Origin of the sequence: Metapseudomonas otitidis (genome assembly GCF_011397855.1) — a bacterium.
GTDB classification, from domain to species: Bacteria; Pseudomonadota; Gammaproteobacteria; order Pseudomonadales; family Pseudomonadaceae; genus Metapseudomonas; species Metapseudomonas otitidis.
This window is the reverse complement of the sequence record NZ_AP022642.1, coordinates 296205-319313: the sequence shown is the minus strand read 5'-3', so window position 1 is coordinate 319313 and position 23109 is coordinate 296205. Positions and strand designations below refer to the sequence as shown.

Annotated in this window: 25 protein-coding genes; 13 read left to right on the top strand and 12 right to left on the bottom strand. The window is 66.4% G+C overall.

Annotated elements, in window-relative coordinates; all coding sequences use genetic code 11:
• The first annotated feature begins 51 nt into the window (after nt 1-51).
• Both rpiA and PotMrB4_RS01585 read left to right on the top strand, forming a co-directional pair.
• Nucleotides 52-723: a ribose-5-phosphate isomerase RpiA gene (rpiA, locus tag PotMrB4_RS01590; protein ID WP_172432335.1), complete on the top strand. Its 672-nt coding sequence runs from the start codon at nt 52-54 to the stop codon at nt 721-723.
• A 146-nt stretch (nt 724-869) separates the two neighbouring features.
• Complete coding sequence (locus PotMrB4_RS01585; protein WP_172432334.1) at nt 870-2111, top strand: tetratricopeptide repeat protein; 1242 nt, start codon at nt 870-872, stop codon at nt 2109-2111.
• Between the two features lie 37 nt (nt 2112-2148).
• Here the strand turns inward: PotMrB4_RS01585 and PotMrB4_RS01580 are convergent, their stop codons facing one another.
• Nucleotides 2149-3072 carry an SdiA-regulated domain-containing protein gene (locus tag PotMrB4_RS01580; protein ID WP_172432333.1) on the bottom strand — a complete coding sequence of 308 codons (924 nt, stop codon included), beginning with the start codon at nt 3070-3072 and terminating at the stop codon, nt 2149-2151.
• A gap of 131 nt (nt 3073-3203) precedes the next feature.
• On the opposite strand from PotMrB4_RS01580, the gene PotMrB4_RS01575 reads away from it, so the two are divergent.
• The 7 genes from PotMrB4_RS01575 to PotMrB4_RS01545 all read left to right on the top strand — a co-directional run bounded on the left by PotMrB4_RS01575 (nt 3204) and on the right by PotMrB4_RS01545 (nt 10961).
• Nucleotides 3204-4214 (top strand): AraC family transcriptional regulator, encoded by a 1011-nt coding sequence (locus tag PotMrB4_RS01575; protein WP_044402271.1) that lies wholly within the window; start codon nt 3204-3206, stop codon nt 4212-4214.
• Nucleotides 4215-4458: 244 nt separating this feature from the next.
• The gene (locus PotMrB4_RS01570) at nt 4459-5511 is read left to right on the top strand and encodes an ABC transporter ATP-binding protein (protein WP_172432332.1); all 1053 of its coding nucleotides are present in this window, start codon (nt 4459-4461) and stop codon (nt 5509-5511) included.
• Nucleotides 5508-6419: an ABC transporter permease gene (locus tag PotMrB4_RS01565; RefSeq protein WP_044402268.1), complete on the top strand. Its 912-nt coding sequence runs from the start codon at nt 5508-5510 to the stop codon at nt 6417-6419. The genes PotMrB4_RS01570 and PotMrB4_RS01565 overlap by 4 nt, the downstream gene beginning before the upstream one ends.
• Entirely contained in the window at nt 6416-7204 is a 789-nt protein-coding gene (locus PotMrB4_RS01560) for an ABC transporter permease (RefSeq protein ID WP_044402266.1), read from the top strand. The genes PotMrB4_RS01565 and PotMrB4_RS01560 overlap by 4 nt, the downstream gene beginning before the upstream one ends.
• A 16-nt stretch (nt 7205-7220) precedes the next feature.
• Complete coding sequence (locus PotMrB4_RS01555) at nt 7221-8264, top strand: ABC transporter substrate-binding protein (protein ID WP_172432331.1); 1044 nt, start codon at nt 7221-7223, stop codon at nt 8262-8264.
• Between the two features lie 264 nt (nt 8265-8528).
• Nucleotides 8529-9908, top strand: coding sequence for an APC family permease (locus PotMrB4_RS01550; protein ID WP_172432330.1), 1380 nt, complete (start codon nt 8529-8531; stop codon nt 9906-9908).
• A gap of 18 nt (nt 9909-9926) precedes the next feature.
• On the top strand, nt 9927-10961 hold the full coding sequence (locus PotMrB4_RS01545; RefSeq protein WP_172432329.1) for a histone deacetylase family protein: 1035 nt from the start codon (nt 9927-9929) through the stop codon (nt 10959-10961).
• A 91-nt stretch (nt 10962-11052) separates the two neighbouring features.
• On the opposite strand, the gene PotMrB4_RS01540 is transcribed toward PotMrB4_RS01545, so the two are convergent.
• From PotMrB4_RS01540 to PotMrB4_RS01505, 8 genes are all read right to left on the bottom strand, one after another.
• Nucleotides 11053-11412, bottom strand: coding sequence for a hypothetical protein (locus tag PotMrB4_RS01540; RefSeq protein ID WP_044402260.1), 360 nt, complete (start codon nt 11410-11412; stop codon nt 11053-11055).
• Nucleotides 11413-11434: 22 nt separating this feature from the next.
• Nucleotides 11435-11827: a roadblock/LC7 domain-containing protein gene (locus PotMrB4_RS01535; protein WP_044402258.1), complete on the bottom strand. Its 393-nt coding sequence runs from the start codon at nt 11825-11827 to the stop codon at nt 11435-11437.
• Nucleotides 11828-11841: 14 nt separating this feature from the next.
• Nucleotides 11842-12393, bottom strand: coding sequence for a GTP-binding protein (locus tag PotMrB4_RS01530; protein ID WP_160479920.1), 552 nt, complete (start codon nt 12391-12393; stop codon nt 11842-11844).
• Nucleotides 12394-12395: 2 nt separating this feature from the next.
• Nucleotides 12396-13280: a hypothetical protein gene (locus tag PotMrB4_RS01525; protein ID WP_172432328.1), complete on the bottom strand. Its 885-nt coding sequence runs from the start codon at nt 13278-13280 to the stop codon at nt 12396-12398.
• 216 nt (nt 13281-13496) lie between these two features.
• Nucleotides 13497-13844 carry a NirD/YgiW/YdeI family stress tolerance protein gene (locus PotMrB4_RS01520; RefSeq protein WP_142012912.1) on the bottom strand — a complete coding sequence of 116 codons (348 nt, stop codon included), beginning with the start codon at nt 13842-13844 and terminating at the stop codon, nt 13497-13499.
• 105 nt (nt 13845-13949) lie between these two features.
• Nucleotides 13950-14864, bottom strand: coding sequence for an SdiA-regulated domain-containing protein (locus tag PotMrB4_RS01515; RefSeq protein ID WP_172432327.1), 915 nt, complete (start codon nt 14862-14864; stop codon nt 13950-13952).
• A 70-nt stretch (nt 14865-14934) separates the two neighbouring features.
• The gene (locus PotMrB4_RS01510; RefSeq protein ID WP_172432326.1) at nt 14935-15600 is read right to left on the bottom strand and encodes a fumarylacetoacetate hydrolase family protein; all 666 of its coding nucleotides are present in this window, start codon (nt 15598-15600) and stop codon (nt 14935-14937) included.
• Between the two features lie 60 nt (nt 15601-15660).
• Entirely contained in the window at nt 15661-17052 is a 1392-nt protein-coding gene (locus PotMrB4_RS01505) for an FAD-binding oxidoreductase (protein ID WP_172432325.1), read from the bottom strand.
• A gap of 179 nt (nt 17053-17231) precedes the next feature.
• Here PotMrB4_RS01505 and serA point away from each other — a divergent pair, with 179 nt between their 5' ends.
• Nucleotides 17232-18461: a phosphoglycerate dehydrogenase gene (gene serA / locus PotMrB4_RS01500; RefSeq protein ID WP_044402243.1), complete on the top strand. Its 1230-nt coding sequence runs from the start codon at nt 17232-17234 to the stop codon at nt 18459-18461.
• Between the two features lie 525 nt (nt 18462-18986).
• Here serA and PotMrB4_RS01495 read toward each other — a convergent pair.
• Nucleotides 18987-19421 (bottom strand): DUF4399 domain-containing protein, encoded by a 435-nt coding sequence (locus PotMrB4_RS01495; protein ID WP_172432324.1) that lies wholly within the window; start codon nt 19419-19421, stop codon nt 18987-18989.
• 129 nt (nt 19422-19550) lie between these two features.
• Here PotMrB4_RS01495 and PotMrB4_RS01490 point away from each other — a divergent pair, with 129 nt between their 5' ends.
• Nucleotides 19551-20171, top strand: coding sequence for a transporter substrate-binding domain-containing protein (locus PotMrB4_RS01490; protein ID WP_172432323.1), 621 nt, complete (start codon nt 19551-19553; stop codon nt 20169-20171).
• Here the strand turns inward: PotMrB4_RS01490 and PotMrB4_RS01485 are convergent.
• Nucleotides 20163-20663, bottom strand: coding sequence for a DUF523 domain-containing protein (locus tag PotMrB4_RS01485; RefSeq protein ID WP_107328478.1), 501 nt, complete (start codon nt 20661-20663; stop codon nt 20163-20165). The two genes, PotMrB4_RS01490 and PotMrB4_RS01485, sit on opposite strands and share 9 nt — an antisense overlap.
• 179 nt (nt 20664-20842) lie before the next feature.
• On the opposite strand from PotMrB4_RS01485, the gene PotMrB4_RS01480 reads away from it, so the two are divergent.
• Nucleotides 20843-21400, top strand: a complete 558-nt coding sequence (locus PotMrB4_RS01480; RefSeq protein WP_074967103.1) for a DUF6160 family protein — start codon at nt 20843-20845, stop codon at nt 21398-21400.
• Between the two features lie 12 nt (nt 21401-21412).
• Here the strand turns inward: PotMrB4_RS01480 and PotMrB4_RS01475 are convergent, their stop codons facing one another.
• Nucleotides 21413-22036: a 2OG-Fe(II) oxygenase gene (locus tag PotMrB4_RS01475; protein ID WP_044402234.1), complete on the bottom strand. Its 624-nt coding sequence runs from the start codon at nt 22034-22036 to the stop codon at nt 21413-21415.
• A 306-nt stretch (nt 22037-22342) separates the two neighbouring features.
• On the opposite strand from PotMrB4_RS01475, the gene PotMrB4_RS01470 reads away from it, so the two are divergent.
• The gene (locus tag PotMrB4_RS01470; RefSeq protein WP_107328479.1) at nt 22343-23095 is read left to right on the top strand and encodes a DUF2059 domain-containing protein; all 753 of its coding nucleotides are present in this window, start codon (nt 22343-22345) and stop codon (nt 23093-23095) included.
• The last annotated feature ends 14 nt before the right edge of the window (nt 23096-23109 follow it).

Sequence of the window (23109 nt, the reverse complement as noted above, 5' to 3'; positions counted from 1 at the left end):
GAGCGGCTATACTGCGCGCCCTCGGATACCCCTCACAACGTGGACCCCCGCATGAACCAGGACCAGCTCAAGCAGGCCGTCGCCCAGGCCGCCGTCGACCACATCCTTCCGCTGATCGACAGCAAAAGCGTCATCGGCGTCGGCACCGGCTCCACCGCCAACTTCTTCATCGACGCCCTGGCCCGCCACAAGATGGCCTTCGACGGCGCCGTCGCCAGCTCCGAGGCCACTGCGCAGCGCCTGAAGGGCCATGGCATCCCGGTCTACGACCTGAACACCGTGGACGCCCTGGAGTTCTACGTGGACGGCGCCGACGAGAGCGACGAGCACCTGAACCTGATCAAGGGCGGCGGTGCCGCACTGACCCGCGAGAAGATCGTCGCCGCCGTGGCACGCACCTTCATCTGCATCGCCGACGCCAGCAAGCTGGTGCCGGTGCTCGGCGCCTTCCCGCTGCCGGTGGAAGTCATCCCCATGGCCCGCAGCCACGTGGCCCGCCAACTGGTGAAACTGGGCGGCGACCCGGTCTACCGCGAAGGTGTCGTCACCGACAACGGCAACATAATCCTCGACGTGCACAACCTCTCCATCGTCGACCCGAAGAGCCTGGAAGCGCAGATCAACGCCATCGTCGGCGTGGTCACCAACGGCCTCTTCGCCGCCCGCCCGGCCGACCTGCTGCTGCTCGGCACCGCCGAAGGCGTGAAGACGCTCAAGGCCTGACCAACAGCGCCCGGCGCGCAACGCGCCGGGCCGCCCTGCAGCACCGGCGTCTTCAGACGCTCGCCATCGACCATCAAAGTGCCATCAGCCTTGAGGCTCTGTTAGGCTCTGCGCCGCGATACATCCCCCACCCCTCAAGGAATGCCATGAAGAAGGAAACCTTCATCCCCCTGGCGCTGTGCGCCCTGCTGACTGGCTGCTTCGAAACCCCCATCGAGAAGACCGACAAGGCCATCAGCCTCTACCGCCCCGACACCACCGCTGCGCAGCAGTTGCAGGAAGCCCATGAGCTGCTGGAGAGCGCTGCCGAAGACAAGGAGCCCCGTGCGCAGTACATGCTGGCCAAGATGTACGAGCGTGGCGACGGCGTCGCCCAGGACTACAACAAGGCCTTCGCGCTCTATACCCAGTCGTCCCTCAACGGCAACGGCGACGCCTCCTACATGCTGAGCCGCTACGTCGAAGACGCGCAGTTCGGCCAGAAGGTGGACGTGCAGCAGGCGAAGAACTTCCTGGAAAAGGGCGCCAGCCAGGGCTCCTACACCGCCAAGCTGCTGCTGGGCCTGGCCCTGCTGAACGGCAACCCGCCGTTCCGCCAGGACGTCGACCAGGGCGAACGCCTCCTGCTCGAAGTCGCCGAGAAGGACCCAGTGGAAGGCCACCGCCTGCACGCCAACCTGGGGCTGGCCAACCTCTATGCAAACCCCACTCTGGGCAAGCTCGCCCCGGAGAAGGTCGTTACGGCCTATGAATACCTGGCGCAACACGGGCCCTACGGCTACCCGCCGATCCTCATGGGTCTGTTCGACGGCCACATCCCCGCGCTGGCGGATGAAGCCCGCCGCCGCGCCGTCTTCGAGCAGTACGCCGATAGCAACGCCCGGGTGAAGCTGCTCTACCTGGCCGGTGCCATCGGCGATGGCGAGGGCGCCCTGATCAGCGAGGCCGACTATCGCGCGCTGCTGGCCGAGACATCCGCCAAAGGCGATCGACTCGCTTCCGAACTGGGTTGCCGCCTGTTTGCCCCGCCCCTGAAACGCAAGATGGGTCGTGGCGACCCCGCCCAGGCGGAACAGGTGCTGGCCTGGTGCGATGCCGACGCCCGCACGGGCTCAGCCTTTGGCCAGAGCAACGCCACCGCCCTCAACCTGCTCAAGCGCGACTTCAAGCAGACGTTCATCTGGGCCAGCGTGGCCCTGGCCGATGGCAACCAGGACGGCAAAACGGCCCTGGTGCTGCTGGCGGGGGCCGGCTACAGCCCGTCGGAGGCAGAAATGAACGACCTCGTCCAGCAGGCCAAGACCCTGCGCAGCGACATCAAGACCGCCCAGGCGAACTACCGCGACAAATCCCTCGACCTTCCCCTGGTCGAACGCCCCTGGTACTGACGGGGCTGTCCGGGCGCCTCTCCCGAGGCGCCCGGATTCAATCCCTGGCCGGCCAGCTGAACACGTAGAACAGGTTCGGCTCGCTCACCAGGTACAGGTTCCCCTCGTTATCCATCGCCACGCCCTCCGCCTGGGGGACGCTGGCCTTCAGCCCGTGCATGCCGCGCAGCAGGGACAGGGTGCTGATGGGGCGGCCGTCGGCGTTGATTTCCAGCACCAGCCGCGACTCGTCGGACAGCGCCAGCAGATGGCCGCTGCGGTCGTCGTATTGCAGGCTCGACAGGTCGCGAACGAACAGCCCGGCGTCGCGCTCGGGGTCATCCACCACGTGCACGGCGAAGGGCTTATCCGGGTTGGTGTGGGGGAAGCCGTGGATCTCGTAGATGCGCACCGGGTCGCGCTCCTTGGCCACGAACAGGCGCTGGCCCGCCGTGTCGTAGGCCAGGCCCTCGAAGCCCTTGTTGCCGTTCAGACCGATGCCCAGGGAGAGCTGCTGGGACTCGGCGGCATCGACGCGGGTGGTGTGCTCGTCCAGCTTCACCTTGATCAGCCGCTGCTGGCGCTCGTCGGTGATGACGTAGGTGCCGGGCGCGACGTATTCGATGGCCTCTGGGTCGCCGAAACCGTCCAGGTCGATGCGCCGGACGATGCGGCCGTCCAGCGAGAGCTCGATGATCTGCGGACGCTTGTTGGTCACCGTGAGCAGGCTGTGGCGCTCCGGGTCGTAGGTCAGCGCCGACACATCGGCATCCAGCCCCTCGATGGGGCGCGCCTCCACCGTCACCTGATAGTCAGGCAACCAGATGGAGCGCTCCCGCCATTCCGAGGCGTGGCGCCATTCTTGCAAGCTGAACCAGCCTCGCTCGAACAGGCGAAACTCTTGGGCGGCGATGCCCAGCACCACGAACACACAGAACAACAGGCCGGAAACCAGCCAACGGGGACGCAGGAAGGAGCGCATCGGGACGGACTCAGGGGATTCAGGAGGCGCGGCGAGAATACCGCAGTGCGCCAGGGTGATGCCTGAAACCAACCTTAATGCCCACCCACAGCGCACGAACCAGCCCCCACCGTTACCAAAGGGGACGAACCATGGCGGCGTCATTGCTACCCGAACGGGTCCTGACCACCCTCCACACCGTCGCACTCGCGGTCCAGGCACTGGCCGACGAGGTGCCGCGCACGCGCTTGCTGGAAGGCAGCGGTGTCGCCTGCCGCGATCTCGACACCCCTGACAAGCTGATCAACCACGCCCAGGAACTGCGCGTCTTCGCCAATGCCCTGGCCTGCACCCGCGACCCGGCGCTGGGGCTGTCCCTGGGCCTGCGGATGCACGTCTCCGCCTACGGCATCCTCGGCTACACCATGCTCGCCAGCCGCACCCTGCGTGACGCGCTGAACCTGGCCCTGACCCACTCGGCGCTGCTCGGCAGCTACTTCAAGCTGACCCTGGAAGAGGACGGCGCCGAAGCGCGCCTGGTGGCCACCCGCTACCGCTATGCGCCGGAGCTGATGGTGTTCAACAGCGAGCTGTGCCTGACCTCGCTGCTCACGGTGATCCGCGACCTGCTCGGCGAGGCCATCCGCCCGCGCCGGGTGGCGCTGCCCTATCGCCCGCCGCTGCATGCGGCGGCCTACACCGAGCGGCTCGGCTGCCCGGTGGACTTCGGCGCCGCCCACACCGCCCTGTGCTTCAACGCCTCCCTGCTGGACCGCCCGCTGCCCCTGGCCGACCCGGTCAGCTGCCACCACGGGCTGCAGCAGTGCCAGCGGCTCTCGGCCCAGCTCACCCAGCGCCACGACGTGCTGGAGCAGATCCGCGAGCAGCTGGAGGACAACCTCGCCGAGGACATCAACCTCGACGGCATCGCCCGCCGCCTGCACCGCTCCGAACGCACCCTGCGCCGCCACCTGCAGCGCATGAACACCAGCTACCAGCGCCTGCTCGACCAGGTGCGCTACGAGAAGGCCCGCCACCTGCTGCTGCAGACGGACCTGCCGATCTACCTGATCGCCGAGCAGCTCGGCTACGCCGAAACCGCCAGCTTCCGCCACGCTTTCCAGCGCTGGAGCGGCCAGCCGCCGAGCCAATATCGCCGCTGACCGACGCCCTCGGAAAAAGCCCGCCCACCCATTCCGTCACCGCCCGCCTACGCGGCCGCGGGCGCTCGCCTTCGCGCCGCGTAGGACGCGCAGAAGGCCTCGACAGGTTGTCCGGAATTATCCCCTTTTGACCGTTTCTATCGTTCTGGCCCTCCCTCGCCGCTGACAGAATCGAAGCCATCAGGGGTGGCCAGCAGCGCCCGCAAACCCCAATAAGAACAATCCCTTAGAGCGTGTGATCAGCATGTCCAGCGCGATCAGCATCGACCGAGTGTGCATGGAGTTCGGCGACCCGGGGCACGGCGTGCGCGCCCTGGACGAGGTCTCCCTGGAAATCCGCCCCAACGAGTTCTTCACCCTCCTGGGACCCTCCGGCTGCGGCAAGACCACCCTGCTGCGCCTGATCGCCGGCTTCGAGCAACCCACCTCCGGTGCCATCCGCCTCTACGGCGAGGAAATGCAGGACCTGCCGCCCTTCCGCCGCCCGGTCAATACCGTGTTCCAGAGCTACGCGCTGTTCCCGCACATGACGGTGGCGCAGAACATCGCCTTCGGCCTGGAGATGCAGGGCCGCCCCCGCGCGGAGATCGACGCCACTGTGCAACGCATGCTGCAGCTGGTGAAGCTGCCGGACGTGGGCAAGCGCCGCGCCGACCAGCTCTCTGGCGGCCAGCAGCAGCGCATCGCCCTGGCCCGTGCCCTGGCCAGCCAGCCCAAGGTGCTGCTGCTGGATGAGTCCCTCTCTGCACTGGACATGAAGCTGCGCAAGGAGATGCAGATCGAGCTCAAGCGCCTGCAGCACGAGACCGGCATCACCTTCATCTTCGTCACCCACGACCAGGAAGAAGCCCTGACCATGTCCGACCGCATCGCGGTGATGAGCAAGGGGCAGGTGCTGCAGGTGGGCTCGCCCACCGAAATCTACGAAGCCCCGGTGGACCGCACCGTGGCCGACTTCATCGGCGAGACCAACTTCCTCGACGCCGAAGCCAGCGAGAGCGGCCTGCTGCTCGGCGACGGCCAGCGCCTGGGCCTTGCGCAAGGCGAACGCCGTGGCCCGGTGACCCTGGCCATCCGCCCGGAGCGGGTGGAGCTGGATGCGGCGGGGAACCTCGAAGGCGAGGTGGAAACCGTGGTCTACGTCGGCACCGACACCCTCTACCTGCTGCGGGTCGCCGGCCAGAGCGGCTTCCGCGTCCGCCGGCAGAACCGCGACGGCGCGGGCGATGCCCTGGCCACCGGCACCCGCGTGCGCGTGCAGGTCCCGCCCACCGCCATCCGGGTGCTGCCGCGATGAGCAGCCCGCGCGTGCTGGCCGAGGCGCGGCACCTGAGGCGCCGCCTGGCGCTGGTGTCGCCGGCCATGCTCTGCCTGGTGCTGTTCCTGCTGTTGCCGCTGGGCATCATGCTGCTGGTGTCCTTCCTGCAGCCGGGCGACTACGGCGGCGTGAAGTGGGGCGAGTACTCGCTGGAGGCGTACATCAACTTCCTCTACGAGCGCGACCTGGACGACAGCCTCGCCTTCAACACCGACTACCTGCAGATTTTCCAGCGCTCCTTCTGGCTCTCGGTGATGACCACCGCCGGCTGCCTGCTGATCGGCTTCCCCACGGCGCTCTACCTGGCCCTGCAGGACGAACGCCGGCGCAACCTGCTGCTGTTCCTGGTCACCGTGCCGTTCTGGACCAACCTGCTGGTGCGGGTCTATGCCTGGATCCTGCTGCTGCGCAACGGCGGCCTGGTGGACAGCGGCCTGCATGGCCTGGGCCTGACCGACGGGGTGCTGGGCGTCCTCTACACAGACACGGCGGTGATCATCGGCCTGCTCTACACCTTCCTGCCGTTCATGGTGCTCCCCATCTACACCAGCCTGGAGAAGCTCGACTGGCGCCTGGTGGAGGCGGCCTTCGACCTGGGTGCCAACCGCTTCCACGCCCTGCGCCGGGTCATCGTGCCGCTGGCCATGCCGGGCATCATGGCCGGGGTGATCCTGGTGTTCATCCCCTCGCTCGGCAACTACATCATTCCCGAGCTGCTGGGGGGCGGTAAGTCGCTGATGATCGGCAACCTCATCCAGCTGCAGTTCGGCGCCTCGCACAACTGGCCCCTGGGTGCCGCCCTGTCGTTCGCCCTGCTCGGCTTCGTGCTGGCGGCCATGCTGCTCTACAGCCTGCGCTTCAAGGGCGCCGCCGGAGGCCACCCATGAACATGCGCAACCCGCTGTGGCGCTTCACCGGTGTGCGCCCCGTCGCCTGGCTGTTCTTCGCCTTCCTCTACGTGCCGATCCTGGTGCTGGTGGTGCTGAGCTTCAACGGTGGCCAGTCGGCGACCATCTGGGAGAGCTTCAGCCTGAAGTGGTACGCGGTGGTGGCCAATGACCCGGAGATCGTCCGCGCCGCGAAGAATTCGCTGATCGTCGCCAGCCTGGCCACCCTGATCGCCACCACCCTGGCGACCCTGGCAGCCCTGGGCATGCGCGGCCGCACCTTCCGCGGCCAGGGGCTGATGAGCGGGGTACTGGGCCTGCCGCTGCTGGTGCCGGAGATCGTCACTGCAGTGGCCACGCTGATGTTCTTCGCCTTCATCGGCCTGAAGCTGTCGCTGTTCACCATCCTCATCGCCCACGTGGTGTTCTGCATCCCCTTCGCCTACCTGCCGATCCGCGCCCGCCTGGAGGGCCTGGACCCGCGCCTCGGGGAGGCGGCCGCCGACCTCTACGCCTCGCCGTGGAAGGCCTTCTGGAAGGTGACCTTCCCCCTGCTGATGCCCGGCATCCTCTCCGGGGCGATGCTGGCCTTCATCATCTCGATGGACGATTTCGTCATCACCTACTTCGTCGCCGGGGCCGGCTCGACGACCCTGCCGGTGTACATCTTCAGCTCCATCCGGATGGGCATTTCCCCGAAGATCAATGCCATTTCCTCACTGATCCTGGTGATCTCCATTGCGTTCGTTGCGTTGTCCTACTACATCGGCCAGCGCAAGCGCTGAGCCCAAGGAGCCCGACATGAGCCGTACCCCACCGTTCGCCCTGTCCTTGCTGCTGACCCTCGGCCTGGCCGGTACCGCCCAGGCGGCCGGCACCCTGCACTTCGCCAACTGGTCCGACTACTACCCGCCGGAGCTGCTGAAGAAGTTCGAGCAGGACACCGGCATCAAGGCCACCCTGGACGCCTACGACAGCAACGAGACCCTGCTGGCCAAGCTGAAGGCCGGCGGTGGCGCCTACGACGTGGTGGTGCCCTCCGACAGCTTCATCCAGATCATGGTGCAGGACGGTCTGCTGCAGAAATTCGACAAGAGCAAGCTGCCGAACCTGAAGAACCTCAAGCCCAACTTCCAGACCCTGGATTTCGACCCCGCCCACGACTACAGCGTGCCCTACCTCTGGGGCACCACCGGCTACAGCTACGACAGCAAGCAGGTGCCCGGCGGCACGCTGGAGGAAAGCTGGAAGCCCTTCTTCGAACCGCCGGCCGAACTCAAGGGCAAGGTGGTGGCGCTGAACTCCATAGAGGACCTGTACATCGCCGCGTCCCACTACCTGTCCATCGACCAGTGCACCGAGGACCCGAAGGACGCGAAGAAGATCCAGGACCTGCTGCTGGGCCAGAAGCCGCTGCTGGCCATGTACAACAGCGACGGCACGATCGAGCGCATGGCCGCCGGCGAAGTCGCCATGCACATGCAGTGGAACGGTGCCTACCACCGCGCCCATGCCCAGCGCGACAGCCTGGTCTACGTCTATCCGAAGGAAGGCATCCACGTCTTCATCGACAACCTGGTGATCCCCAAGGACGCGGTCAACGTCGAGGAGGCCCACGCCTTCATCAACTGGATGATGCAGCCGGAGAACATCGCCGCAGCCTCCAACTTCGCCAAGTACAACAACGCCGTCGCCGGCTCCGAGCAGTTCATGGAGAAGGAGCTGTTCGATGACCCGGCCATCAACACCCCGCAGGACAAGCTGGACCACCTGAAGACCTTCAAGCTCTGCTCGCCCAAGGCGCTGTCCCTGCGCAGCAAGGTGTGGACCAAGCTGAAGAAGTGATCCCGCAGCGGCCCGCCTCGGCGGGTCGCCGCACGGCATGCACAGGCCGGTGCATGCCGCACCCGAGGATGTTGCCCGATGCGGCGCACCCGCTGGCCATCGAAGAAAGAGAGAAACCGCCATGCCTTGCCTGACCCGCACCACCCTCCTGCTGACCGGCGGACTGCCCGCCGACTGACGCGCCGGATCGTCCCGGACCCGACCCGAACCGCCGATTCCCCAGACTGGCGGCCTGCCCTGCAGGCTGCCCAGCGAGGTACTGCCATGAACACGTCCACCCTCGACACCGCCTCCGCCAGCGGAGCCTTCGTCCACAGCGCCCAGGGCACCCGCCTGCGGCGCATCCTCGGGCTGCCGGCCCTGGTCTTCTTCGGCCTGGTCTACATGGTGCCGCTGACGGTCTTCACCACCTACGGAGTGGTCACCGAGACCACCGGCGGGCGCACCGCCCTGGCCTACGTGGTGACCCTGGCGGCGATGCTGTTCACCGCGCTGTCCTATGGCTTCATGGTGCGCCGCTACCCGGTGGCAGGCTCGGCCTACTCCTATGCCAGCCTCAGCTTCGGCCCCGGCATCGGCTTTCTCGCCGGCTGGTCGCTGCTGCTCGACTACCTGTTCCTGCCGATGATCAATTACCTGGTGATCGGCCTGTTCCTCAACATCGCTTTCCCCGAAGTGCCGGCCTGGGTCTTCGTGGTCGGTGCCATCGGCCTGGTCACCGTGCTCAACCTGCTGGGCATCGGCTCGGTATCGGGCATGAGCAACCTGATCGTGATCGCACAGCTGGTGTTCGTGGTGGTGTTCCTGGCCATGGCCTGGCGCCTGCTGGGGGGCGCGCCGATCGACTGGATGGCGCCCTGGCAGGGTGATGGCTCCCAGGCGGGCTTCGCCCCGGTGATGGCGGGCGCGGCGATCCTCTGCCTGTCGTTCCTCGGTTTCGACGCAGTGTCGACCCTCGCCGAGGAGGCCCGCGAGCCGCGCCGGGACATCCCCCGGGCGATCCTGATCACCACCCTGGGCGCGGGGGTGCTGTTCATCCTGCTGGCCATGGTCAGCCAGCTGGTGTTCCCCGGCAGCCACTTCCAGGACGCCGACGCCGCGGCCGCCGAGGTGATGCTCAAGGCCGGGGGCGGCTTCCTCCAGGCCTTCTTCACCGCTGCCTACGTGGCGGGTGCGGCCGGCTCGGCCCTGGCCTCCCAGGCCTCGGTGTCGCGCATCCTCTACAGCATGGGCCGCGACGGCATCCTGCCGCGCCGGGTGTTCGCCCACCTGTCCCAGCGCTTCCACACACCGACCCTGGCGATCCTGCTGGTGTCGCTGATTTCCCTGCTGGCAGTGGTGATCGACCTCGGCACCCTGGCCTCGATGATCAGCTTCGGCGCCCTGGTGGCCTTCTCGGTGGTGAACCTGGCGGTGATCCGCACCCACCTGCTGGACGGCCAGCGCCACGGCCCGGCCGACCTGCTCCGCTACGGGCTGGTGCCACTGGTCGGCTTCGGCCTGATCGCCTGGCTGTGGACCAGCCTCAGCCACCAGACCCTGGTCTTCGGCCTGGCCTGGTTCGCCATCGGCTTCATCTACCTCACCGTCTTCACCCGCGGGTTCCGCCGTCCGGCGCCGCAGGTGCAGTTTTCCGAGCACTGACCCCAAGGAGGACACGACATGCTCGTCATCTACAGCGACGACCACCACCTGCACCACGGCAAGCACGAACTCATCGGCGGCCAGTTCACCCCCTGCTTCGAGAAGCCCAGCCGCGCCGACATGGTGCTGGACCGCGCCCGTGCGGTGAACCTGGGCGCGGTGCAAGCACCTGTCGATTTCGGCCTGGAGCCGATCCTGCGGGTGCACAGCGAGGGCTTCGTGAACTTCCTGCGCACGGCCTGGAGCGACTGGCAGGCCAAGGGCCGCAACCACGACATGCTGCCCATCGCCTGGCCGACCCGCCGCCTGCGCCAGACCGAACCCACCGATATCGACGGCCGCCTGGGCTACTACTCCTTCGACGCCGGCGCGCCGATCACCGCCGGCACCTGGCAGGCCATCACCAGCTCGGCCAACGTCGCCCTCACCGGGCAGGCGGAACTGCGCAAGGGCGCGCGGGGCGTGTTCTCCCTGTGCCGCCCGCCGGGCCACCACGCCGCCGCCGACTACATGGGCGGCTACTGCTACCTGAACAACGCTGCCATCGCCGCCCAGGCCCTGCTGGACGCCGGCGCCAAGCGGGTGGCCATCCTCGACGTGGACTACCACCACGGCAACGGCACCCAGGACATCTTCTACGACCGTGCCGACGTGCTCTTCACCTCGATCCACGGCGACCCGCGCTTCGAGTACCCGTACTTCCTCGGCTTTGCCGATGAGCGCGGGGCCGGTGTGGGCGAGGGGTTCAACGTCAACTACCCGCTGGCCTCGGGCAGCGACTGGTCGGTGTGGGGCCAGGCGCTGAACGATGCCTGCCGCCGCATCGCCGCCTACGGCGCGGACGCGCTGGTGGTGTCGCTGGGGGTGGATACCTTCAAGGAAGACCCGATCTCGCAGTTCCAGCTGGACAGCCCGGACTACCTGCGCATGGGCGAGGCCATCGGCCAGCTCGGCCTGCAGACCCTGTTCGTGATGGAGGGGGGGTATGCGGTGGAGGAGATCGGCATCAACGCCGTCAACGTGCTGCAGGGTTTCGAAAGCGCCAGGCCCTGAACCAGCAGCCCCCTGCCGGCACATGCTGGCAGGGGGCTGTGTGAATGCATCTCCAGCTGATCGGCCCGCTCAAGAGCGGGCCGATCGCATGTCAGTCAAGACGCTCGCCGGTTTCGTGGACCATTCGGCGCGCCAGCGCGAGGTTGGCCTGGGACCGGTCCAGCACGAAGTAGACGAACACGCCCTCGAAGCGGGAGATCGGGCAGAGGATGTGATACTGCTTGCCCAGCGTGATGAGGATGTCGTCGATCTGGTCCTTCACGCCCAGCAGCTTCATGGTCTTGAGCTTGGCGCGCACCACCTCCGTGTTGCCCGCTGCGGCGATCTCCAGGTCCAGCCCGCTCCCCGCCGACGCCAGGATCATGCCGCTGTTGCTGTCGACCAGTGCCGCACAAAGGGAGCCAGTGGTTTCACTGATCAGACTTTCCAGTAGTTGCTGATGATTGCTCATGGGTCTTCCTTACTCCTTGGGTTCACGATTCAAAGGCATCTGCAGTCAGTTGAGCCAGGCTCGTCACCAACCGCTCCAGCTTCCAGAGCTGCTGGCCCAGCGCGGTGTCTTTCGTGGACACCGACATCAGCACCAGCATGGAGGTGGGCAAAGGCACGGACAGCAGGACCACGACCCGGTCACTGCTCTCCAGAACGGTGCGCTTGTAGTCCCTCGCACCGAGCTCACGCAGCATGGCCTGGCCGATGGCCTGGGCTGAGCTGCTCATGGCCGCCAGGCGGCGGGAATACTCATCGCCCTCGTGATGGCTGGCCGTCACCACGAAGCCGTCCTCGGTGGTCAGGAGCAGGCTCCGTATCTCGCTGTTTTCTTCGCGGAACCGGTTGATCAGGCGCTCCAGCAGGCGCCTGGTCATGTCCGTCATCTCTTTCAATGGGCACCTTCCAACAGGGCACGGGCCTCAACCTGGCAGACCACTGCTTCGAGCAGGAGCAGCACCTCGTCACGCTGACGAACATCCACCCCCATCACGGGGAACGCGAGCCCCTGAGCCTCCAGGACCTCCGCATAGCGCTCCAGCTCCGGGGTCGGGGAGAGGTCCATCTTGACCACCCCGATCACGACGGCCACGTCGCCCTCCAGGTAGCGCTGCAGCACATCCAGGTAGTGGCGCAGCTCATCCAGGGGGTCCGCGGACTGGTTGTCACAGAGAATCACCACACCCAGGGAGCCCCGGGCGAGGATCTCCCACATGAATTCGTAGCGCTGCTGGCCCGGGCAGCCGTAGAGCATCAACTGATCGCCCTGGCCCGGGGCGGTGACTTCCCCATAATCCAGGCCCACGGTGGTCAACGCCTTGGACAAGGACGGATCGTTGTTCGCCACCTCGGTGCGTACCGGTGGTGTGTTGCTGATGCTGCCGATGGCCGTCGTCTTGCCGGCACCGCTCGCGCCGAGGAAGAGGATCTTGTAAGTCGCCACGGTCACAGGCTCAGCCCCAAGGTGCTGCGCAGGCGCTGGAAGAACCCCCTGCCGATACCCGAGATCTGGCTGGCGGCATCCGCGCTCCTCTGCTGCAACTTGCCACTCAGTGCGCAGGCATTCAGCAAACCATGGATATCCGCACGGGCAAGACTCACGTGCCGGGCCATCTGGTCCACGCTCAGGTAACCGCGCCTCAGCAGGGACGCGAGTTGCAAGGCGCCAGATCGCAACGGCTGAAGGGGCCAGCTGGTCAGGGAGAATGCCCCATCGCCATCCAACCCCTTGAGCAAGCGGGGGTGCGCAAGGCCGGCCTGCCAGAGCAGTCCGCCCAGCGAGCGCCAGTTGATCTGCTCTGCCTGGGGCTTGTGCCGGGCAACCAGCAGCGTTCCGCCTTCCAGGAGCAGGGCACGGAGTTCCGAGGCACTGGGCGCGGTGTCCGATTCCACGCAGAAGCGCCCGGCATCGAAGTCCAGATAGAGCGAGTGGCGCGCGCCGCTGAGCACGTAGCAGCCGCCCAGTTGCAGGCGGACGATATCCCAGAGCTGCTCGACCAGCGTTCCGTCGAAAGACCTGTCTGCACGGCGGACCAAACGGAGAAGGTCATCGACCGTACTGGCGAAGCTGAGGTGCGGGTCCTGCGGGCCGCCATCGGCAATGAAAGGAACGACCTTCAACGACAGGCCCTTGCGGCGGCCCAGTTCGGTCGCATAGCGGGAGAAGGGGGAATCAGGGGAGAGCACCACCAGGTCGCAGCGCTCAAGCGAAGGCAGGGAGAGGTCCTCGACAATATGGATGGCCAATCCGGAGCGTGTGCCCGCCTCATGAATCAGCTCACGGACGAAACGATCCTCGCGCAACCCCAGGCCGAGTATCAGGACATTCATCTGACTCACCTCGTCGGTCTATGACTAAGTCTTCGAGCGAGAGGCGATGGTAGTGACTCGGTTCAAGGGGCCGCTGTAGGCGAACCCCACTTCGGCTTGAGGAATGTTCCCGGCGGAACACGCCATTCCCCAGATCAATGACAGCGCTGCCGCCGGATGGAACGCAGGGCGCACACTGGTGCGCCCTGGGGAGGGGAGACGACTCCGCGTGAGCGATCAGTTCACCCGCTCGACGAACTCCACGTCGATCTCGCGGCCCATCAGGTCGCGATCCACCTCACCGGTGAGCTTCACGGTGGCCTTGTCGTCGATGGACTGGGTCGGCCAATCCTCGTCGTCGATCTCAACCTTGATGGTGCCGGTGGCGTCCTTGAACTCGTAGATATCGCCCTTGATGCGCTTGACGATCTGCCCCTGGAGGACAACGGTCGCATCGTCGCTGGCCTGCATGGCAGCGGCGACGGTGGTGATCGCCTGGTTGGCGCCGGGGCCGGTGTAGGTGGACGCCAGGGCGGCGGTGGAGAACAGCGGGGCGATCAGCAGGGCAAGGTATTTGGCGTTCATGGTTGTGATCCCGTATCGGTGTGTGGTTGACGGGATCAGGCTAGGGCCGGGCGCTGAAACGAGGCTTAAAAGCCCCTTAAGCGAACCTTAAGCGGGCAGGGCGACTCAACCGCGCTCCGCTACCTCAGGCTCGCTGCGGCGGAAGACATAGAACAGGTTGGGCTCGCTGACCATGTAGATGTCACCGGCCTCATCCATGGCCACGCCTTCGGCCCGGGGGATGCGGCTTTCCAGGCCATTGAAGCCACCCAGCAGGCTGATGAAGCTCACCGGCTCACCGGCCTCGTCCAGCTCCAGCAGCAGGTTGGATTGCGCGGACAGCGCCAGGACGTGCCCGGTACGCGGGTCGACACTGAGGGCCGACAGGTTGCGCATGCCCAGCCCATAGCTGGGCAGGGGCTGGAGTTCACCCGCCAGGCTGCGGCTGCCATCGGAAGCAAGGCTGAACATCGCGGTGGGCTCACGCTCCTTGCCCAACAGCAAACGCCCCTGGGCCGGATCCCAGGCGATGCCTTCGAAACCCTTGTTGCCGGAGTCGGCAAAGCCCAGGTCGAACTCGTCGGCGTCGTGGACGTCCAGCTCACGGGTTAGCGGATCGAGGGTGAAGATCGACAGGGTGCGACGGCGTTCGTCCGTCACGGCGACATTGCCGTTCTCCAGCACCGCCACGCCTTCGAGGTTGGCGAACCCGTTGAGCGGGATGCGCCGCAGCACGTCACCCTCGCGGGAGATTTCAACCAGCATCGGCGTCTTGCCGGTCACGGTGAACAGGGTGCGCGTCACCGGGTTGTAGGCCAGGTCCGAGGCTTCATCATTCTCCAGGCCCGCCAGCGGCTTGCCCTGGAGGACCGCCCGGTAGCCCGGCAGCCAGATGCTGTCGGCCTGCTCGCCCTTGCTCAGGTTGCGCTCGCTCAGCCAGAGCTGGGCACGGTCATCGAGGTGCAGGTAGCGCAGGGCGCCGCCACCGAGGATCAGCGCGGCGCCCAGGAGGGAATAGCGGAGGGTGCGGGGGAACTTCATGGCCGACGACTGCTTCGGGCGAATGGCCGTCTGATCCTACGCCAGCCTAAAAGTTCCCGGCCAGTGAATTTCAGATGACGCCGCTTTCGAAGGTGCTGTGGCCGACCAGCTCCAGCACCAGCGCATCGCCCTTGCTGAGCGGGCCGACGCCGACCGGCGTGCCGGTCAATACCACGTCGCCCGGCTGCAGGCTGAAGTGCTGGCTGATGGCCTGGAGCAACGGAAGAATGGGGTTGAGCATGTCGCGGCTGTTGCCGTCCTGGCGCACCTCGCCGTTGATGGTCAGGCGGATGCCGATGTCGTCCAGGGCCTCGACGGCATCTCCCGGAACGAAGGGCGCCAGCACGCAGGCACCGTCGAAGGCCTTGGCGACTTCCCAGGGCCAGCCCTTTTCCTTCAGCTTGGCCTGGACGTCACGCAGGGTCAGGTCCAGCGCCGGGGCGAAGCCGGAAATGGCGTCCCGGGCCTCTTCGACGCTGGGGTGGCGCGACAGCGGCTTGCCGATCAGCACGGCGATCTCCGCCTCGTAGTGCACGGCACCCCGGTCCTCGGGAATGGAGAACCCGCCCTCGATGGCCACCACGCTGGACGCCGGCTTGATGAACAGCAGCGGCTCTGTGGGCACCGGGTTGTTCAGTTCCTTGGCGTGCTCGGCGTAGTTGCGGCCGATGCATACGACCTTGCCGAGGGGGAAGTGGATACGGGTGCCGTCGACGTACTGGTGCTGGTAGCTCATTAACCGACTCCTGAACGGTGAATACGAAACAGGCGGTGGATCGCTCCACCGCCTGCCTGGTCAGTTGAAGATCTTGCCGGGGTTCATGATCCCGTTCGGATCGAACACCGCCTTGATCGCCTTCATGATCGCGATCTCCGGCTCGGAACGGCTGTAGCCCAGGTAGTCGCGCTTGGTCATGCCCACGCCGTGCTCGGCGGAGATCGAGCCGTTGTACTTCTGCACGGTCTCGAACACCCACTTGTTCACGGTGGCGCACTTGGCGAAGAACTCATCCTTGGACAGGGCATCCGGCTTGAGGATGTTCAGGTGCAGGTTGCCGTCGCCGATATGGCCGAACCAGACCACTTCGAAGTCGGGGTAGTTGGCCTCGACGATGCGGTCGATGTCGTGGAGGAAGGCCGGGACCTGGCCGACGGTGACCGAGATGTCGTTCTTGTACGGCGTCCAGTGGGAGATGGTCTCGGAGATGTACTCGCGCAGCTTCCACAGGTTCTGCAGCTGTTGCTCGCTCTGGCTCATCACGCCGTCCAGCACCCAGCCCTGCTCGACGCAGTGCTCGAAGGTGGCCAGGGCATCGTTGGCGACTTCCTCGGTGGTGGCCTCGAACTCCAGCAGCGCATAGAAGGGGCAGGGCGTCTCGAAGGCCGCCGGCACGTCACCACGGGCCAGCACCTTGGCCAGGGCCTTGTCGGAGAAGAATTCGAAGGCGGTGAGGTCCAGCTTGTTCTGGAAGGCGTGCAGCACCGGCATGATCGAATCGAAATCCGGGGTGCCGAGGACCATGGCGGTGAGGTTCTTCGGCGCGCGATCCAGGCGCATGGTGGCCTCGACCACGAAGCCCAGGGTGCCCTCGGCGCCGATGAACAGCTGGCGCAGGTCATAGCCGGTGGCGTTCTTGATCAGGTCGCGGTTCAGCTCCAGCAGCTCGCCGGTGCCGGTGACCACCTTCAGGCCAGCCACCCAGTTGCGGGTCATGCCGTAACGAATGACCTTGATCCCGCCGGCATTGGTACCGATGTTGCCGCCAATCTGGCTGGAACCTGCCGAGGCGAAATCAACCGGGTAGTACAGGTCCTTCTCTTCCGCGAAGTTCTGCAGCTGCTCGGTCACCACGCCCGGCTGGCACACCGCCGTGCGGTCGTATTCGTTGAAGGCGAGGATCTGGTTCATGTAGTCGAACGCCACCACCACCTCGCCGTTGGCCGCCACCGCAGCGGCCGAGAGCCCGGTACGCCCGCCGGACGGCACCAGCGCCACTTTGTGCTGGTTGGCCCAGCGCACGATGGCCTGCACCTGCTCGATGGTCTTGGGGAAGACGATGGCGGTCGGTGCCGGGGCGAAATGCTTGGTCCAATCCTTACCGTAGGCCTCCAGGGAGGCGGTGTCGGTCAGCACCTTGCCGGGTTCGACCAGGGTCTTCAGTTCTTCGATCAGGGCGGCGTTGGTCATCAGAGGAACTCTCGAATCATTCATGGTCGCCCTGAGAACGTTTCAGGTCGCAACCGAGCAAGGAAAAAGGAAGGCATGCTAGCATACGCACCCCGTGAATCATGCCTTACAGGCGTTTTACGGGGTAGCTGCCGCACAGCCTGCTTCTGACTTCACTACCGGGACAAATAGGTACGCAGATGAGCAAGACCTCTCTCGAAAAGAGCAAGATCAAGTTCCTTCTCCTCGAAGGCGTCCACCAGAACGCCGTCGACACCCTGAAGGCCGCCGGCTACAGCAACATCGAGTACCTCAAGGGCGCGCTCTCGGGTGACGAGCTGAAGGAAAAGATCGCCGATGCCCACTTCATCGGCATCCGCTCCCGTACCCAACTGACCGAAGAAGTGTTCGACTGCGCGAAGAAACTGATCGCCGTGGGCTGCTTCTGCATCGGCACCAACCAGGTCGACCTCGACGCCGCCCGTGCCCGTGGCATCGCGGTGTTCAACGCCCCCTATTCCAACACCCGCTCGGTCGCCGAGCTGGTCCTGGCCGAGGCCATCCTGCTGCTGCGCGGCATTCCGGAGAAGAACGCCTCCTGCCACCGTGGCGGCTGGATCAAGTCCGCAGCCAACTCCTTCGAGATCCGTGGCAAGAAGCTCGGCATCGTCGGCTACGGCTCCATCGGCACCCAGCTGTCCGTCCTCGCCGAGGCCCTGGGCATGCAGGTCTACTTCTACGACGTGGTCACCAAGCTGCCCCTGGGCAACGCTCAGCAGGTGGGCAACCTGCACGAGCTGCTGGGCATGAGCGACATCGTCTCCCTGCACGTGCCGGAACTGCCGTCCACCCAGTGGATGATCGGCGAGAAGGAAATCCGCGCCATCAAGAAGGGCGGCATCCTGATCAACGCCGCACGCGGCACCGTGGTCGAGCTGGACCACCTGGCCGAAGCCATCAAGGACGAGCACCTGATCGGCGCCGCCATCGACGTGTTCCCGGTGGAGCCCAAGTCCAACGACGAGGAATTCGCCAGCCCGCTGCGTGGCCTGGACCGCGTGATCCTGACCCCGCACATCGGCGGCTCCACCGCCGAAGCCCAGGCCAACATCGGCCTGGAAGTGGCCGAGAAGCTGGTGAAGTACAGCGACAACGGCACCTCCGTGTCTTCCGTGAACTTCCCCGAAGTGGCCCTGCCGTCGCACCCGGGCAAGCACCGCCTGCTGCACATTCACCAGAACATTCCGGGTGTGATGAGCGAGATCAACAAGGTGTTCGCCGACAACGGCATCAACATCTCCGGCCAGTACCTGCAGACCAACGACAAGGTCGGCTACGTGGTGATCGACGTCGACGCCGAGTACTCGGACCTGGCGCTGGAGAAGCTGCAGCACGTCAACGGCACGATCCGCAGCCGCGTCCTGTTCTAACCTCAGGGCTGCTGCGCGTCGGCAATACGGCGTTGGGAAAGGTCTCGAAGTGCTCATTTACAGTCGTAAACTCCGCGCTTCTCGACCATTCCCGCCTTGTATCGCTCTAGCTCGCGAGCGCTGACGACGAAGCTGGACAGTAAAAGGGAGGCCTCGGCCTCCCTTTTTCGTGCCTGCGACTTCACGTGCATCAACGATGCGCCGTGAGAATGGCCTCGACGTGCTCACTTACAGCCGGGAACGCCGTGCCTCTCGCACCATTCCCGCCTTGTATCGCTCTGGCTCGCGAGCCCTGACGACGAAGCCGGACAGTAAAAAGGGAGGCCTCCTTTTTCGTGCTTGCGATTTCACGTGCATCAACGATGCGGCGTGAGAACGGTCTCGAAGTGCTCATTTACTGTCGTAAACTCCGCGCTTCTCGACCATTCCCGCCTTGTATCGCTCTAGCTCGCGAGCCCTGACGACGAAGCTGGACAGTAAAAAGGGAGGCCTCGGCCTCCCTTTCTCATGCGTGCGTTTTCACGCTCATTTCACGGTGACCGTGATTTTCTCGGAGATCACCGGCGGGTCCAGCGGGACGTGGTTCTTGTCGCCCACCAGCAGTTGCAGGGTGTGCTTGCCCGGCGGCAGGGTCACTTCGGTTTCGGTCTGGCCCTTGCCGAAGTGCTTGAGGTTGTCGGTCATCGGCAGCGGCATGTTCATCGCCGGCTCCTGATCCAGGTCGATCAGCAGGTGGTGGTGGCCGGTCGCCGGTGCATCCACGCCTGCCGGCGCGACGCCCATGCCCTTGAGACCGAACTTGACGGTAAACGTCTTGTCCACAGTGGCGCCGTTGGCGGGCTCGATGAAGTAGACCTTGGCACCCTCGGGTGCTGGCGTGCGGGGCATGTCCGCAAGAACGGCCGCGGAAAAGGCCGAGAGCAGGGCCGCCAGGCCAAGGGGGGCGTACGCAAGCTTCATGACGAATCTCCTTGTTTCGTGAGCTACACAGACCTCCCGCCGCTGCGTAGGTTCACCGCCGGACCGTTCCGCCGGGTCTACGCTGGAGAAGCGGGAAGGCACCCATCAGACCATAACCGAGGTTTTCCCATGCGCCTGTTGTACTGCCTGTTGTTTCTACTGCCCCTGGCTTCGCCGTCGGTCCGGGCGGACCTCATCGACGATGTGTGGGAGCGGGGCAGCCTGCGGATCGCCCTGGTGGAGAACGATGCAGCCTTCGCCCTGCGCGACGGCGAACAGCTGCAGGGCTACGGGGTGGACCTGGGCAACGCCCTGGCCGACGAGCTGAACGTGAAGGCGGACTTCATCCCGGTCAGCCCCGACGAGCTGATGGAGAGCCTGCGCAGCGGCAAGGTGGACATCGCCCTCGGCAGCAGCCTGAAGACCGCCGGCGAGGACCCGCAACTGGAACTCAGCGAGCCCTACACCCACACACCTGCCCCACCGACTGCCGCCACGAACCCGGCCACCCAGGGCCTGGCGCCCAGCCCGTCGAAGCCAGCCGCCCCGGCGGAAGGCATTCCCTTCCGCCGCGACAACCCGGCCTTCCGCAGCGCCCTGAACAATGCACTGGGCAAGCTCCGCAGCACGGGCCACCTGGAGCAGTTGGAGCAGAAATGGCACGGCGGCCACGAGACACCCGCCGTGGCAGCACCGCAGGCGCCCGCCTCGGCGCCGGAGCCCACCCCCGAACCGGCGGCCTCAGAGTAGGTCGTCCGCCTCCAGGGCTGCGAGGCAGGCCTGCGCGGCCTCCAGCTGCGTCTCGTTGAACACACGCACCCCGGCCTGCCGTAACAAGGCGGCTGTCACCCCCTCCCCGGGGATACGGGTGCCGGTGAAGGTGCCGTCGTAGGCCTCTTCGTTCCCGCAGGACGGGCTCCGCGCCTTGAGCACGGCTACCGCGATGCCGTGGCGCCGCACCAGCTCCAGGGCCAGGCGCGCACCCGCGACGAAAGCCGTGGTGACGTCCTCACCGCCATCGGTCATCACCCGCGCCTGCCCCTCCAGCACCTGGAGGCCCTGCCCACCGGGAATCTCGGCCGGCGGGCGCGGCGTCGGCAGCCCGCCTTCCACCTCGGGACACACCGGCACCACCCGCCCCTCGTCCTGCCAGCGTTGCAGCAGGTCATAGGGGCCGTGGGCGCCGCCGTCGTAACGCACCCGCTGCCCGAGCAGGCAGCGGCTGATCAGAATCTTCTGCATGGTGATCTCCTCGGCGCGCAGGGTACTCCCGGGCCACACCCGGTAACAGCCCGAGGCCCCACACCCCGTCACACCCACCTTTGGCTGGCCCATCCTTCGGCGGGAAACGCCGTCCGGCCCTGGCATCCGCCACAGGCCCCGCCCACACTGCGGCCGCCCCTTCGCGAAGGACAGTCGCCATGCCCATAACAAGAAAAGCCCTGCCCCCGCTCCTCGCCTGCCTCACCCTGCTGGCCGCCAACACCAGCCACGCGGACCTCCAGGTCCTGGACAACGGCCAACTCGGCCAGGTGACCGGCCAATCCGGCCTGAGCATCCGCCTGGACGTGATGTCCCGCATCGACCGGCTGACCTGGACCGATGACGGCGGCAACGCCTCCCTGCGCAACATCCGCATCGACAACGGCTGCCTCAGCGCCGCCGATTGCCCCAACGGCGCCGGTGGCAGCTTCGCCCTCGGCCCGGCGCAGTTGGGCCTGACCCTGCCGGTGTTCAACGTCGACCAGCCGACCCTGATGGTGGATGTGATCAAGAACGCCAGCGGCGTCGAGCAGATGGTGCTGACCCTGCCGGACCTGACCACCATCAACGACCAGCTGATCCAGTCCGGGCTGCCGGCCCAGCGCATCCGCATGCGGGTGGCCGCCGACATGTACGTCGGCGAGAGCAGCCTGGGCAGCATCGAGGTGCGCGACATCGTCGACCTGCGCGGCACCCTCAAGGTCTGGGGGCACTGAGCCCCCTGGCGATCAGAGCGGCGTATCGCCCCGGCGGCGGAACCAGCCGGTGAGGGACAGCCGCTCGCGGTTGGCCGGCAGCACCTCGTGGGGCAGGTCGCCGGAGAGGAACACCACCAGGGTCCCGGCCTCCGGCTCCACGTCACGGATCGAGCCGTCGGCGAAGTAGAGGCGCAACTGGCCACCCTGCTCGGGCTGCCAATCGGGATTGAGGTAGAGCACGGCGGAGACCGTGCGGCGGTCGTCATCGCGGAAGCGGTCTACGTGCTTCCGGTAGAAGGCGCCGGGCGGGTAGAGCGCAAAGTGCGCCTCGAAATCCTCCAGCCCCAGGAACAGCTCGCGGTTGAGCACCAGCCGCAGCTCGTCCATCAGCGCCAGGTAGCGATCGGAAACCTCGGCCTGCCCCGGCTCCAGCCAATCGATGCTGTCGCCGCGGATGCCCTCGCGGACCTGCAGCGCATCGCCACGACCGATGCCGGCCTGGCTCAGCACCCCAGCCGCAGCACGCGCCCTGCATTCGCCGGCCAGCGCCGCCACGAAGTCGTTGTCCAATGCGCTGGCGAGCAGGCACCAGCCTTGGCGGGCAAGGCCATCGGCAAGCGTGTCCGGGGAAAATTCGAAGGGGGGGGTCGGCATGGTCGGGGCATTCTAAATGGGCGCTATAACGCCGCCTACAGGGCGGATGGAAAAATCTTTCACGCCCGACGAAAGCCTCCTGCAAGCACGCTTCACCGCCCCTGCAACCGCCCGCCAGGCCTGGCGTTCATAGCCTAGAACGAATTTCATGCGCAGGGCCCCGGCATGCCTCGACAAGCACCCCCAGCCCCCGGAAAATAGCCCGCGCCGCACCACCCCCGTGAATCGTCGGCACCCCGGCCGAACCGAGCCCGCCCCTCCGGGTCCTAGAACAACACCGGCTCTCGTTTCCCCCCAGGAGATCCCATGCGCCTGCTTCTCGCTGTCACATTCCTGCTACTCGGTCTGCCGGCGTTGGCCGACGACCACGCCAGCCTTTACCAGGCGGCGGGCTGGCCGGAACAGCGGGCGCATTTCACCGACGCACTGAGCGCCGCGCAGCAGCGTTACCAGAAGAGCCTGCCGCCGGCCGTCTACCAGGCGCTGGTGGACAACAGCAACCGCCGCTTCCAAGGCCAGGCCATGGACCAGCGCGCCCTCGCCGCACTGCGAGCCAACCTGAACGATCCACGCCCGGCCCTGGCCTTCTTCCAGTCGCCGCTGGGGCGCAAGATCACCGCCGCCGAGGTTCTGGCCACCCGCCGTGACCAGCTCGCCAAGAACGCCAACGGCCTGCCGCGCATGGAAGCCAGCGCCACCCGCCAGTTGCAGGTGCGCCACCTGGCCCAGGCCCTGCCGGCGCGGGAGGCGGGTGCCGAGGTCAGCCTCGCCCTGGCCGGCGTCGCCGCCGACAGCCTGAGCCAGATGCTCCCCGGCTTGCTGGGCGGCGGCCAGGCCCAGGGCATGCTCGACGGCCAGCGCCAGCGCCTGATGGAGCAGATCGGCAACGACCTGGACAACACCCTGCTGTACGTCTATCGCGGGCTGTCGGACCCGGAAATGGAAGAGTTCGTCACCTTCGCCGAATCCCGCGAAGGCCGCGCCTATTACCAGGCCGCCCTGGCCGCCGTGCGCGCCAGCCTGGCGGTGGGGCAGGACGCCTCCAGCCTCGCCCCCTGAGGCGAGGCCCGCCC